This is a genomic window from Pseudomonas sp. MB-090624 (assembly GCF_003205245.1).
Classification (GTDB): Bacteria; Pseudomonadota; Gammaproteobacteria; order Pseudomonadales; family Pseudomonadaceae; genus Aquipseudomonas; species Aquipseudomonas juntendi.
In genome coordinates, this window is sequence record NZ_QJRK01000052.1 from 1 (window position 1) to 13,769 (window position 13,769).

General features: G+C 65.2%; 11 protein-coding genes and 1 riboswitch. Of the genes, 7 read left to right on the plus strand and 4 right to left on the minus strand.

Annotated features, from left to right (window positions below; genetic code table 11):
* Positions 1–172: 172 nt before the first annotated feature.
* Positions 173–386, plus strand: a riboswitch (cobalamin riboswitch).
* 99 nt (positions 387–485) lie between these two features.
* The 4 genes from cobW to DMX12_RS24060 all read left to right on the plus strand — a co-directional run bounded on the left by cobW (position 486) and on the right by DMX12_RS24060 (position 6,998).
* Positions 486–1,553 carry a cobalamin biosynthesis protein CobW gene (gene cobW, locus DMX12_RS24045; protein WP_110679640.1) on the plus strand — a complete coding sequence of 356 codons (1,068 nt, stop codon included), beginning with the start codon at positions 486–488 and terminating at the stop codon, positions 1,551–1,553.
* Between the two features lie 3 nt (positions 1,554–1,556).
* Positions 1,557–5,318 (plus strand): cobaltochelatase subunit CobN, encoded by a 3,762-nt coding sequence (gene cobN, locus DMX12_RS24050; RefSeq protein WP_110679641.1) that lies wholly within the window; start codon positions 1,557–1,559, stop codon positions 5,316–5,318.
* A 1-nt stretch (position 5,319) separates the two neighbouring features.
* Positions 5,320–6,330 (plus strand): ATP-binding protein, encoded by a 1,011-nt coding sequence (locus DMX12_RS24055; protein ID WP_110679642.1) that lies wholly within the window; start codon positions 5,320–5,322, stop codon positions 6,328–6,330.
* Positions 6,331–6,419: 89 nt separating this feature from the next.
* On the plus strand, positions 6,420–6,998 hold the full coding sequence (locus DMX12_RS24060) for a VWA domain-containing protein (RefSeq protein ID WP_110679661.1): 579 nt from the start codon (positions 6,420–6,422) through the stop codon (positions 6,996–6,998).
* A gap of 106 nt (positions 6,999–7,104) precedes the next feature.
* On the opposite strand, the gene DMX12_RS24065 is transcribed toward DMX12_RS24060, so the two are convergent.
* A complete protein-coding gene (locus DMX12_RS24065; protein ID WP_009686703.1) occupies positions 7,105–7,371 on the minus strand; it encodes a hypothetical protein in 267 nt (88 codons plus the stop codon).
* A gap of 340 nt (positions 7,372–7,711) precedes the next feature.
* Between DMX12_RS24065 and DMX12_RS24070 the strand changes: the two genes are divergently transcribed.
* Complete coding sequence (locus DMX12_RS24070) at positions 7,712–9,037, plus strand: sigma-54 dependent transcriptional regulator (protein WP_054913470.1); 1,326 nt, start codon at positions 7,712–7,714, stop codon at positions 9,035–9,037.
* Between the two features lie 47 nt (positions 9,038–9,084).
* Here DMX12_RS24070 and DMX12_RS24075 read toward each other — a convergent pair whose 3' ends face one another.
* Both DMX12_RS24075 and DMX12_RS24080 read right to left on the minus strand, forming a co-directional pair.
* Positions 9,085–11,085: a U32 family peptidase gene (locus DMX12_RS24075; RefSeq protein WP_110679643.1), complete on the minus strand. Its 2,001-nt coding sequence runs from the start codon at positions 11,083–11,085 to the stop codon at positions 9,085–9,087.
* 123 nt (positions 11,086–11,208) lie between these two features.
* Complete coding sequence (locus DMX12_RS24080; RefSeq protein ID WP_054913469.1) at positions 11,209–11,589, minus strand: RidA family protein; 381 nt, start codon at positions 11,587–11,589, stop codon at positions 11,209–11,211.
* Positions 11,590–11,725: 136 nt separating this feature from the next.
* Between DMX12_RS24080 and DMX12_RS24085 the strand changes: the two genes are divergently transcribed.
* Positions 11,726–12,418, plus strand: a complete 693-nt coding sequence (locus DMX12_RS24085; protein ID WP_029887228.1) for a tRNA (adenine(22)-N(1))-methyltransferase TrmK — start codon at positions 11,726–11,728, stop codon at positions 12,416–12,418.
* 1 nt (position 12,419) lies between these two features.
* Here the strand turns inward: DMX12_RS24085 and DMX12_RS24090 are convergent, their stop codons facing one another.
* Positions 12,420–12,680 (minus strand): DUF2790 domain-containing protein, encoded by a 261-nt coding sequence (locus tag DMX12_RS24090; RefSeq protein WP_110679644.1) that lies wholly within the window; start codon positions 12,678–12,680, stop codon positions 12,420–12,422.
* Positions 12,681–12,804: 124 nt separating this feature from the next.
* On the opposite strand from DMX12_RS24090, the gene DMX12_RS24095 reads away from it, so the two are divergent.
* Positions 12,805–13,737: a LysR family transcriptional regulator gene (locus DMX12_RS24095; RefSeq protein ID WP_009686710.1), complete on the plus strand. Its 933-nt coding sequence runs from the start codon at positions 12,805–12,807 to the stop codon at positions 13,735–13,737.
* The last annotated feature ends 32 nt before the right edge of the window (positions 13,738–13,769 follow it).

Here is a 13,769-nt window from a genome sequence, read left to right on the forward strand (position 1 = left end):
GGCCTCCCCGGAAGTGCTTCTTCAGCCTGACGAGAATAACTTCTCCCGCCAGGCCAGTCACAACATACAAGGAGCGAGCGCAGCTCGCGATGCGCCGCGCGGGCGGCGCTCGATCTCACAGGCGCTGAAAGAATCGAGGCGAGCCAACGGTTGACCACCCGCCAACCACTGCGTAGCCTTGCCACTTCGAGGTTCTTCGGCCAGGCCGAAGCTAAGACGGGAACGCGGTACAAGCCGCGGCTGCCCCCGCAACTGTAAGCACCGACAACGGATCGACACAGCCACTGCGCCAACGCGCGGGAAGGCGTCATCCCGCCAGACTGCTGCCGTGGCAGGCAACTGGAACGGTGCAAGCCAGGAGACCTGCCTCATCACGTTTTCGACTTTCAACCGGGCGGGGTGATCCGGTGGCGAACAAGCCCGGCCGGCCTGGCCGGTGGCTGTCGTCCTGCATGCCCGCGCCATACTGCCAAGGGCACTGCGACATGAAAACACTGGCCAAGCTCCCCGTTACCATCGTTACCGGCTTTCTCGGCTCGGGCAAGACCACGTTGCTGCGCCACATGCTCGACAACGCCCAGGGCCGCCGCATCGCGGTCATCGTCAACGAGTTCGGCGAACTGGGCATCGATGGCGAAATCCTCAAGCAATGCAGCATCGGTTGCACTGAAGAGGAGGCCACCGGCCGCGTTTACGAGCTGGCCAACGGCTGCTTGTGCTGCACCGTGCAGGAAGAATTCTTCCCGGTGATGCGCGAGCTGGTGGCACGCCGTGGCGACCTGGACCACATCCTGATCGAGACTAGCGGCCTGGCCCTGCCCAAACCGCTGGTGCAAGCCTTCCAGTGGCCGGAAATCCGCAACGCCTGCACCGTCGACGCCGTGATCACCGTGGTCGACAGCCCGGCGGTGGCTGCCGGCACCTTTGCCGCCTACCCGGACCAGGTCGATGCGCAGCGCAAGCTGGACCCCAACCTGGACCACGAGTCGCCCCTGCATGAGCTGTTCGCCGACCAGCTCGCCAGCGCTGACCTGGTGGTATTGAACAAGGCTGACTTGATCAACGCCGAAGGCCTGGCCAAGGTGCGTGCCGAAGTCGCCGAAGAACTGCCGCCGGCGGTGAAAGTGGTCGAAGCCAGCAGCGGCAAGCTGCCACTGGAAGTGCTGCTGGGCGTGGGCGCCGAGTCCGAGGCGCACATCGATGGCCGCCGTACCCACCACGACTCGCACCACGACGGCGACGACCATGACGATCATGACCACGACGCCTTCGACTCCATCTCCATCGACCTGCCGGAAGCCGACGAAAGCCTGCTGCTCGACGCCCTGACCCAGCTGGTGGTGGAGTTCGGCATCCTGCGTGCCAAAGGCTTCGCTGCCATCCCGGGCAAGCCGATGCGCCTGCTGGTGCAAGGCGTGGGTACCCGTTTCGACAAGCACTTCGATCGTGCCTGGCGTGCCGACGAGCCGCGCATCACCCGCCTGGTGCTGATCGGCCAGGACCTTGATGCGGCCCAGCTGGAAGCGCGCCTGCGCCAGGCCTTGGGCGCCTGACCCATGCACCTGCTGCGGACCCAGCCCGGCGGCTTTGTGCCGGATGACAGCATCGCCGACCTTGGCCAGACACCCGCCGAACTGGTGATACTCTGCAGCGGCGATTCTCACCTGGCATTGCTGGCCGACACGGCCGAGCAATTGCCCGCAGGCTTCCCCAGCCTGCGCCTGGCCAACCCGATGCAGGTGCAGAACCACGCCTCGGTTGACCTGTACGTTGACCAGGTGCTGCGCCATGCCAAGGTCATCCTGGTGTCGCTGCACGGTGGCGTCGGTTATTGGCGCTATGGCGTAGAACAACTGGTCGAACTGGCAGCCCGTGGCGTGCAGCTGATCCTGGTGCCGGGCGACGACCGCCCGGACCCGGAACTGACCAGCCTGGGCAACGTCACCGGCGCGCAGGCCGAACGCCTGTGGCACTACCTGCGCCAAGGCGGCAAGGCCAACGCCATCAACCTGTTCAACTGCCTGGCCAGCCAGTGGCTGGGCCGCGACTATGCCTGGGACGAGCCGCAGCCGTTGCCGCGCACGGCGGTGTACCACCCACAAAAGGGCAGCGCGGCGCTGGAAGACTGGTACCCGCAGTGGCACCCCGAACACCCGGTAGCGCCGCTGCTGTTCTACCGCTCGCACCTGCAAGCGGCCAACACCGCGTTCATCGACGTGTTCTGCCAGCGCCTGCAGGCGGCCGGTCTGAATCCATTGCCGATCGCCGTGGCCAGCCTGAAGGAAAGCGCCTGCCTGGAGCAGGTCGAAGCCTGGCTGGACGAGGTCGGCGCCGAGGTGCTGGTCAACACCACCGGTTTTGCCCTCTCCAGCCCCGAACGCCCCAACCTGCGCCCGTTCCGCCGTGATATCCCGGTGTTGCAGGCCATTTGCGCGCAGGACAACCAGCCCGGCTGGGAAGCCAGCGAACAGGGCCTGGGTGCGCGCGACCTGGCCATGCACATAGCCTTGCCCGAACTGGACGGGCGCATCATCACCCGGCCGGTCAGTTTCAAGGACATGGCCTGGCGCAGCGAGCGCAGCCAGTCGGACGTGGTGTGCTACCGCGCCCACCCCGAACGCATGGACTTCGTCGCCGAGCTGGCGCGCCGTTGGGTCGAGCTGGCGCGCCTGCCCAATGGGCAGAAGCGCGTGGCCCTGGTGCTGGCCAACTACCCGACCCGGGATGGCCGTATTGGCAACGGTGTTGGCCTGGATACGCCCGCTGCGGCCCTGAACATCCTCAAGGCATTGCAAGCCGAAGGCTACCCGGTGGCCGACCTGCCGGGCAGTGGCACGCAGCTGATCCAGCAGTTGCTCGGTGGCGTGACCAACGACCTTGACAACCTCGACCAGCGCCCTTGCGCCCAGAGCTTGAGCCTGGCCGACTACCAGGCTGCGTTCGCGCGCCTGCCCGAAGCCAACCGCCAGGCGGTGCTGGAACGGTGGGGGCCACCCCAGCAGGACCCGATGTTCCGCAGTGGCCGGCTGATGGTCGCCGGCCTGCGGTTTGGCCTGACCTTTGTCGGCATCCAGCCGGCACGTGGCTACCAGGTGGACCCCAGCGCGGTCTACCACGACCCCGACCTGGTGCCGCCACATGGTTACCTGGCGTTTCACTTCTGGCTGCGCCATGCCTTCGCTGCCGACGCGGTGATACACGTCGGCAAGCACGGCAACCTCGAATGGCTACCAGGCAAGGGCGTAGGGCTGTCGGCGCAGTGCTGGCCGGACGCCTTGCTCGGCCCGCTGCCGAACATCTACCCGTTCATCGTCAACGACCCCGGTGAGGGCGCCCAGGCCAAGCGCCGTACCCAGGCGGTGATCATCGATCACCTCATGCCACCGCTGACCCGTGCCGAGACTTACGGGCCGTTGCGCCACCTGGAGCAACTGGCCGACGAATTCTATGAGGCGCAACTGCTCGACCCTCGGCGGGCGCGCGAGTTGCAGCGCGACATCCTCGAACTGGTCAAGGTCAACCATATCGACCGCGAGCTGCAGCTGGAGGGGCAGCTGGACGATGCTGCCGTGTGGCTGCCGCGCATGGACACTTACCTGTGCGACCTCAAGGAGTCGCAGATCCGCGACGGCCTGCATGTGTTTGGCCAATCGCCTGCCGGGCGCCTGCGGCTGGATACGCTGCTGGCGTTGCTCAGGGTCGAGCGCGGCGATGGCCGAGGCGGCAATGCCAGCTTGCTACGCACCTTGGCCAAGGCGCTGGTGCCCGGCTTCGACCCACTGGATTGCGAACTCGGCCAGCCGTGGCAGGGCGCCCGCCCCGAGCCGTTGCAAGCGGTAACCAGCGAGGCATGGCGCACCTGTGGCGATACGCGGGAGCGCCTGGAGCTATTGGCGCTGCAACTGATCGAGCAGGCGCTGGCCGGCAGTGCACAGCTACCTGACAGCCCCGCATGGCACCCCGTGCATGCGGTGCTGCAAGCCCTGTGCATGGAGGTGGCGCCGGGCCTGGATGCCTGCGGCAGCGCAGAAATGCAGGGCTTGCTGGCAGCGCTGGCCGGGCGCTTCGTGCCGGCAGGGCCCAGTGGCGCGCCCAGCCGTGGCCGCCTCGATGTGCTGCCCACCGGCCGTAACTTCTATACCGTGGACGTGCGCAACCTGCCTACCACCACGGCCTGGCGCCTGGGCTTCGCCTCGGCCAACCTGATTCTTGAACGCCACCTGCAGGACCATGGCGACCACCTGCGCCAGTTGGGCCTTTCAGTGTGGGGTACCGCTACCATGCGTACCGGCGGCGACGACATCGCCCAGGCCATGGCACTGATGGGCGTACGGCCGGTGTGGGCCAGCGGTAGCCAACGGGTCGATGACTTCGAGATCTTGCCGCTGAGTTTGCTCGACCGCCCACGGGTGGACGTGACCTTGCGCGTTTCCGGGTTCTTCCGCGATGCCTTCGGCAACCTGATCCGCCTGTTCGATGCCGCGGTGCAAGCGGTGGCGGCGCTGGACGAGCCCGACGACCTCAACCCCCTGGCTGCCCGAGTACGCACCGAGCGCGCTGCGCTGCAGGGCCAGGGTGCAAGCGCCGAACAGGCCGCTCGGGAGGCAGGCTGGCGGGTCTTCGGGGCCAAACCCGGCGCCTACGGTGCCGGGGTGCAGAACGCCATCGACGGCCGCCTGTGGCACAGCCGCGAAGACCTGGCCGAGGTCTACCTCAACCATGGCGGCTATGCCTACGGCGGCAGCGATGACGGCACCCCGGCCCGCGCCCAGTTCGCCCAGCGCCTGGCCAAGGTCCAGGCGGTGTTGCAAAACCAGGACAACCACGAGCACGACCTGCTCGATTCCAACGACTACTACCAGTTCCAGGGTGGCATGCTGGCGGCTTCGGAAACCCTGGGCGGGGCCGGCGTGGCCAGTTACCACGGTGACCACAGCCAGGTGGACCGGCCGCGCATCCGCACCTTGAAAGAAGAGCTGAACCGGGTGATCCGCGCCCGTGCGTTGAACCCCAAATGGATCGATGGGGTCAAGCGACATGGCTACAAAGGCGCCTTCGAGATGGCGGCGACGGTGGACAACCTGTTTGCCTTCGACGCCACCACGCACCTGATCGACGACCATCATTACCAGGGGCTGGCCGACGCCTATGTGCTCGACCCGGCCACCCGCGACTTCATGCGCGAGCACAACCCCGAGGCCTTGCGTGACCTTACCGAGCGCCTGCTGGAGGCCCAGCAACGTGGCCTGTGGCAAGCGCCTGGTGACTACCGCGAAGCGCTTGAGGAGCAACTGCTCGACGGCGAGGAACAGGCTTGACATGAGTGAACCCGTACAATTTCCGCTGGCGGCCGTGGTGGGTGCCGAGGACCTGAAGCTGGCCCTGTGCCTGACGGCCATCGACCCGAAAATCGGCGGCGTGCTGATCGAAGGCCCGCGCGGCATGGCCAAGAGCACCTTGGCCCGTGGCCTGGCCGACCTGCTGGGTGAGGGCCCGTTCGTGACCCTGCCGCTGGGTGCCAGTGAGGAACGGTTGGTCGGTACTCTGGACCTCGACGCCGCGCTTGGCCAAGGCAAGGCTCAGTTCTCCCCAGGGGTGCTGGCCCAGGCCGATGGCGGCGTGCTGTATGTGGATGAAGTCAACCTGCTGCCAGATACCCTGGTCGACCTGTTGCTTGACGTGGCCGCCAGCGGTACCAACCGCGTCGAGCGCGACGGCATCTCGCACCGCCACAGCGCCCGCTTCGTGCTGATCGGCACCATGAACCCGGAAGAAGGCGAACTGCGCCCGCAGTTGCTCGACCGGTTCGGCCTTAATGTGGCCCTGCAAGGTTTGCCCGAACCTGCGGCCCGGCAGCAGATCATCCGTCGGCGCCTGGCCTTCGACCATGACCCGCAGGCTTTTTGCGCGCAATGGGCGCAGGCGCAGGCGCAGTTGCGCGAGCGCTGCCAGGCGGCGCGCCATGTGCTGGCGGGCATTGCGCTGGACGACCAGGCACTGGCCTGGATCACCGAGCGCTGTTTTGCTGCTGGCGTGGATGGCGTGCGCGCCGACCTGGTCTGGCTGCGCGCGGCGCGCGCCCACTGTGCCTGGCGCGGTGGTGCAGCCATTGAAGAAACCGACGTGGAGGCCGTAGCCGAATTTGCCTTGCGCCATCGCCGCCGGGTGGCGCCACAGGCCAATCCGCCAGCCCCCCCGCAACAGGCCGAACAGCCGGCCGGCAGCAACCCTGGTGAACAAGGCGGGCAGGGCGATTGGGGTGCATTGCCCGCGCAGCCGGTGGCCAGTGGCGCCCGTCGCGAGGTGCCAAACTGGGCAAAAAAGCCCTGAGCCCCCCCCAGCCACACGCCATAGGGGGGGATGCCAAGGCGGGTGCAGGCAAGCAGCACGGTGCCAGCCGAGGGCGCGCACGCGACGCGTTGGCAGGTAGGGTCGCCTGGCTGCCGACTTTGCTCAAGGGGCGCCCACGCCAACGCCAGGACCTGTGCTGGCAGCAACGCCGGGCCAGGCCTGCCGAACTGTGGTTGGTGATCGTCGATGCGTCGGCCTCAACCCGCCGCCACCAGGCCTTGGCGCAGACCAAGGGGGTGTTGGCAGCACTGTTCGATCAGGCTTATCGCCAGCGTGCTCGCCTGGCGCTGCTCACGGCCAGCGGGCGCACGCCGCAGTGGCAGCGCCATGGCCTCAAGGCGTCGGCGGCCTTGCAGCCATGGCTACAGGCGTTGGGGGCTGGCGGGGGCACGCCACTGTTCGCAGCCCTGGAGCAGGCCCGGCATTGGCTGCAGGCACGCCAGCGGGCACACCCGCAAGAAGTGCTGCGCTGCCTGGTGTTTACCGATGGGCGCGTGCAGCACAGCAACACGGTCCAACCCATGCCTTGTGCCACGCTGTTGGTGGACATGGAACTGGCACCGGTACGGCTAGGGCGTGCCCAGCGCCTGGCCGAGCAATTGCAGGCGGATTATCAGCACTTGCACCACTTCAAGCTGGCGTATTGAACAGGGGCACTGCGGCACAATGTCGCAAGTGACAAAGTTGTCAGGCCTGCACGATGAAAGTTGCACAAGTGCATGGCGCTGCACGCACTTGTTATAAACGCCGGTATTATTTCGGCATCGACCAAGGTTGCAGGTCGTAACCTTTTTCGCACAATTCGGCGCGCACTTCCTCGATCAGGCTGGCCCACTGCGCGGGGTCGGAGTAGATGCGCGAAGACACCTGCTTGGCGCCAATGCGGGTGTTGGTCCGGTCGATCACTGCCAGGCTGAGTTCACCAGTGCCATTGGGGGCATCCCAGGCTACGCACTGGAAGGGTTCGAAGGCGTGGTCGGCAATCAGCAGTGCTTCGTTGACACGGAGCGGGGCATTCATGGTTCGGTCTCTCTATGGTCCCAAACAGCGAAGTAAGTCCGCGTTGCTTAAAAGTCGCCTCAGGTGCGCGAAGTGCAGCGCGGGGTTATGTGTACTGATGCTCGCTGTGCGGTAGCAAGTCACACATTGCGAATAAATTTTTTGCCAGGGCTATCTCCGTTATTCCCTGCGCCGCCATGTGATGTCGTTAAAGTGCGAAAATTCCCGTGGGCGTTTGTAAAAAAATGCGTCGGCAGACGGACGGTACTGGGCAGTGTCAACTTCGTTGCTACTGTTAAACGGGCGCCACAACTTGCTGTTTTACTTTAAAAAAATCAAACAATGGCGCCAAGGATCGGTCATGCAACAGCCTGCCGCGCAACGCCGTTTGCTGATCGTCGACCCCTGCGACGATTGCCACCGCCTATTGCCGGGCCTGCGCAACGCCGGCTGGGATGTCGACAGCTGCATGCTCGCCGCCGCACTGGACCACCCCTGCGATGTGGGCCTGCTGCGCTTGCAGGCCGCGCACCTGCGGCACCCGGACGCGGTCAAGGACATGATCAAGCGCAGCAACACCGAGTGGATCGCCGTGCTGAGCGCCGACCAACTGCGCATGCCAGCCTTCGGTGACTTTGTGTGTGAGTGGTTTTTCGACTTCCACACCTTGCCGTTCGACGTCTCGCGCGTGCAGGTTACCCTGGGCCGGGCGTTCGGCATGGCGCGCCTGCGCGGCAAGGGTGCGGTCAAGGTCGATGAAGCGAACGACGAGTTGCTCGGTGACAGCCGGCCGATTCGCGAACTGCGCAAGCTGCTGGGCAAACTGGCGCCTACCGAATCACCTGTGCTCATCCGCGGTGAAAGCGGCACTGGCAAGGAGCTGGTGGCGCGCACGCTGCACCGCCAGTCGCAGCGCAGTGATCAGCCGTTCATCGCCATCAACTGTGGCGCCATCCCTGAGCATTTGATCCAGTCCGAATTGTTCGGCCACGAGAAAGGGGCTTTTACCGGGGCGCACCAGCGCAAGGTCGGGCGTATCGAAGCGGCCCACGGCGGCACCTTGTTCCTGGACGAAATTGGCGACTTGCCGCTGGAACTCCAGGCCAACCTGCTGCGCTTTTTGCAGGAGAAGCACATCGAGCGGGTAGGCGGCAGCCAGCCAATACCGGTGGATGTGCGGGTGTTGGCGGCGACCCACGTGGACCTGGAACGGGCCATCGAGCAGGGGCGTTTTCGCGAAGACCTGTATTACCGCCTGAACGTATTGCAGGTGGTGACAGCACCGCTGCGCGACCGGCACGGCGACTTGTCCATGCTGGCCAACCATTTTGCCCATTTCTACAGCCTGGAAACCGGGCGCCGGCCGCGTTCCTTCAGTGAACACGCCTTGGCAGCCATGGGCCACCATGACTGGCCGGGGAACGTTCGCGAGCTGGCCAACCGCGTACGCCGCGGGCTGGTGCTGGCCGAAGGGCGGCAGATCGAGGCGCAGGACCTGGGCTTGCAGTTGCACGACCAGGAACAGCAGCCGTTAGGCACCCTGGAAGAATACAAGCATCGCGCCGAGCGCCAGGCCTTGTGCGATGTGCTCAACCGGCACAGTGACAACCTGAGCATGGCTGCCAAGGTGCTGGGGGTTTCGCGGCCGACGTTCTACCGCTTGTTGCACAAGCACCAGATACGCTGAGCGTTACACCACGGCACCTGGGCGAACATCACCCAGGGCCGAACCCCTCAATGGGGCCCGCGCGGGATGGTCTTGAGCAGGTCTTCGGGGCTGATGTGCCCAACCACTTGTGCAACCGCGCTGCCCGGTGTCGGCAGGTCGATGATATGGCTCTTCATCTTGCCGATCACATGCATCTCGCACGGCTTGCAGTCGAACTTCAGCGTCAGTACCTCGTCGCCCTGAATCAGCTGCATGGGCGCGACCTTGGTGCGTACGCCGGTGACACCCTTGGCCTGCTTGGGGCACAGGTTGAAGCTGAAACGCAGGCAGTGCTTGGTGATCATCACCGGCACCTCGCCGTGCTCTTCATGGGCCTCGTAGGCGGCGTCGATCAGTTGCACGCCATGGCGGTGGTAGAAGTCGCGAGCCTTCTGGTTGTACACGTTGGCCAGGAACGAAAGGTGCGACTCGGGGTACACCGGCGGCGGCGTGGTCTCGGCCTTGCGCGCGCCGCGTGGGTGAGCCTGTACCCGCGCGGCGGTCAGTGCCTCGATGGCCTCGCGGCGCAGGGCCTTGAGCTGCGAGTTGGGGATGAAGTACGCCTGCGGGGCGTCCAGCTCGATACGGTCGGCGTGGTACATAGTGGTACCCAGCTGGCCGAGCAGGTCGTGCAGTTGCTCCAGTGCCTGCTGGGGCTTGTTGGCGACGCCGAACGGGCCCTCCAGGGCTACCTGCACACTGACCCCTTCCTCGCTGCTCAGGGTCAGCAGCAGGCGTTGCTCGCGCAGCACCGCGTGCCACTCCATGCCCACCCGGCGTTCGGAGGACGTGCGCTGCAGGGCCTGTTGCCAGTTGTGGTCCAGGTTGCGCGACAACGGGTGGTTGGGGCGCAGCTTGTGCAACCCTTCGGGCATTTCATTGGGCTCGACGCGATAGCGGTAGCGTGTTTGGCCGTCTTCTTCAAACTCGCCACGGGGCTCGGCGATGTTGGCGCGAAAACCCAGCACTTCGCGTTTGACCAGCACATTCAGGCCGTCGCCGTTGGTCAACGGCACGTCGGTCACCACGTGCAGGTCGCGCTTGCCGACCTTTTCCACCACGCCCACCGGCAGGCCGGTGAAGGTTGGCGAGTCGAACGCGCCGATATCGACCTTGCGGTCGGTGACGAAGTAGTCGGTGCTGCCGCGGTGGAAGGTCTTGTCCGGGTCGGGCAGGAAGAAGTGCTCGGTGCGCCCGCTGGAAGCGCGGGCATAGTGCGGGCGGCCCTCCAGGATGGCATCCAGTTCCTTGCGGTAGTGGGCCGTGATGTTCTTCACATAGCCCATGTCCTTGTAACGCCCTTCGATCTTGAACGAGCGCACGCCGGCATCGACCAGGTCGGCCAGGTTGGCGGTCTGGTTGTTGTCTTTCATCGACAGCAGGTGTTTCTCGAACGCGACCACGCGGCCCTGGTCATCCTTCAGGGTGTAGGGCAGGCGGCAGGCCTGCGAGCAGTCGCCACGGTTGGCGCTGCGCCCGGTTTGCGCGTGGGAGATGTTGCACTGGCCGGAAAATGCCACGCACAGTGCACCATGGATGAAGAACTCGATGGCCGCGTCGGTTTCGGCGGCGATGCTGCGGATTTGCTGCAAATTCAGCTCGCGGGCCAGCACCAGTTGCGAGAAACCGGCCTGGTCGAGGAATTTCGCCCGCTCCAGGGTGCGAATGTCGGTCTGGGTGCTGGCGTGCAGCTCGATCGGCGGGATATCCAGCTCCATCACCCCCAGGTCCTGCACGATCAGTGCATCGACACCGGCGTCATGCAACTGGTGGATCAGCTTGCGCGCCGGCTCCAGCTCGTTGTCGTGGAGGATGGTGTTGATGGTGGTGAACACGCGCGCATGGTACCGATGGGCGAACTCGACCAGTTCGGCAATGTCGCTGACTTCGTTGCAGGCATTGTGGCGCGCGCCGAAGCTTGGGCCGCCGATGTAGATGGCATCAGCGCCGTGCAGGATCGCCTCACGGGCGATGGCCACGTCACGCGCAGGGCTGAGCAGTTCCAGCTGGTTCTTTGGAAGGGACATGTCGTTGTATTTTCGGGCTGTCACGGGTTAGGCGCGCATTGTAGCGGCGAAACGGGCTGGCGGCACCCTTGGGCTGCCCGAAGGTGTGCAGCCAGGGTGCGAGGGGGCGGCAACGACGGTCGGTCAGCGCTTGGCGGCCATCGCCGTCACTTCGACGCGCATGCCGTCGAACGCCAGGGCGGCCACGCCAACGGCGGCACGTACCGGCCAGGGTTTGCTGAAGAAGCGCTGGTACACTTCGTTGAATGCCGCGCGGTCGGCCATGTCGGTCAAGTAGATGGTCAGGTGCAGTACGCGGTCCATGCCGCTGCCGGCTTTTTCCAGCGCCACTTTCAAGGCCTGCAGGGTGCACTCGCTTTGCGCGACGATGCCACCCAGCTCCAGGCTGCCGTCGGCACGGGTTGGGATCTGGGTGGTGACCAGCACGCCGTTGTACTCGGCGACGTCGGAAGAAATCGAGTCGGCGTCCGGGTCGGGGGTATAGATGATGTCTGCTTGAGCCATGGTGTGGTTTGCCTTGCAACGGAAGGAAGCGGCAAGCCTACGCGAGCGCAACGCACCGGTCGAGCGCACCCCGGCGTTTGTAAAGCGCGGCGTTCACCGGCAGAATCGCGGCCGATTGCCAGACCAGAGGTTTACGTTGAACGAACAGACTTTGTCCCGGCGCCTGGAGCGCGTGGCTGCCTATGTGCCGCAGGGCGCGCGCCTGGCCGACATTGGCTCGGACCACGGCTTCCTGCCGGTGGCGTTGATGCTGCGCGGGGTGATCGAGGCCGGGGTGGCCGGTGAGGTGGCGCAGGTGCCGTTCGCCTCGGCCCAACGCACGGTGAGCCGCAACGGCCTGGAGGCCTCTGTGGCCGTGCGCCTGGCCGATGGCTTGGCAGCCATCGAGCCACAGGACCGTATCACGGTGGTCAGCCTGTGCGGCATGGGCGGCGACACCATGTGCGCCATCCTGCAGGCAGGCCCGCAGCGCCTGGCCGGTGTCACCCGCCTGGTAATGCAGCCCAACGGCGGTGAGCGCGAACTACGCCAGTGGCTGGCCGGCAATGGCTACCGGATCGTCCACGAGGAACTGCTGCGGGAAAACCGCTTCGACTACGAAATCATCGTCGCCGAGCCGGGCAGGGCGGTGTACACCGCTCAACAGCTGTACTTCGGGCCGTTGCTGATGCAGGAAAAAAGCGCGGCGTTCCTGGGTAAATGGCAGCGCATGCTGCGCCAGAAGCAGCACACCCTGGCCAATTTCCAGCGGGCCCGGGGCGCAGTGCCGCAGGCGAAGATAGACGACTTCAACCAGCAGGTAGGCTGGATAACGCAGCTGCTGGCCTGAGTCACTGTTGCGGGCAGTTGCTCATCTCCCGGTAACTGATCTCGTGCTTCTGGTCATGGTGGTCGAGGTACACCATGTGAGCGGTGCCGATCTGGCAGTCGCCGACGTTGCTGGGCGGGGTGATGGAAATCACTTTGGCCACATCCAGGTGCATGCCGTATGCATAGTTGCTACTGGCTGGCTGATCGTTGCCCGTGGCGGCGAGGGCTGCGCACGAAGCCAAGGCAGCGGAAATGGCGATTACAGCGAGGGAGGGTTTCATGGCTGGCTCCTTTTACAATGTATGACTAATGATGTATTCAAAGGCCTTACACAATAAATGGGCTAGATCGTGATAGATTCCTGCCTTTAACGTAACAATAACACCCAGTAAGGAGCTCACTTTCATGGACATGCTGCATGCCATGCGTACCTTCGCCCGTGTGGTGGAATGCGGCAGCTTCGCGGCGGCCGCCAACGCCCTGGACATCTCTGCGGCACAGGTTTCGCGCATCGTGGCGGAGCTGGAAAACCAGTTGCAGACCCGCCTGTTGCACCGCACCACCCGGCGCTTGCGCATGAGCGAGGCCGGCGAGCGGTTTCTCGAGCGGGCGCGGCAGATCATGCTGCTGACCGAAGAAGCGGTGGGCGAGGCCCGTGGTGCGCACCTGACGCCGCGTGGGCGGTTACGCCTGCACTGTCCCCATGGCCTGGGGCTGTTGCTGATGCCGCTGGTGGCCGGCTACAACGCGTTGTGCCCGGAGGTGGTGATCGAGCTGACCCTGTCACAGCGCAACCCCGACCCGCTGGCCGAAGGGCATGATGTGGTGATTACCGTTGACGGCGCGTTGCCCGATTCGCAGCTGATCGCCGTGCCGCTGGGCAATATCTTCAGTATCCCCTGCGCGGCCCCGGCCTACCTGGAAGCCAATGGCGTACCGGAAAGCCCCGAAGACTTGCACGGCCATCGTTGCCTGCGCATGTCGTACCCCATGTACGAAGGTGACTGGGTGTTCCCGCAGGGGGTCGACCAGTGTGTGATCGTACCGAAGGACGGTTTCTCCACCAATGTTGCCGATGCCATGCTGGTGGCCAGCGAGTTGGGCATGGGCATAGGCCTGTTGCCGTTCTACACCGCCAGCCAGGCGATCGGGCAGGGGCGGCTGTGCCGCCTGTTGGCGCCGTATCGGCTGCGCGAGAGTGCGCTGTATGCGATTTACCCGTCACGGCACTACCTGGATGCCAAGGTGCGTACCTGGATCGACTACCTCAAGGAGCAGTTGCCAGCGCTGTTCGAAAGGCACGCCGAGCTGGTGGACGACGCCCGCTACTGGCGCTAGGTGGGCAGAGCCTGGCGCCAGGGCCCGGTCGT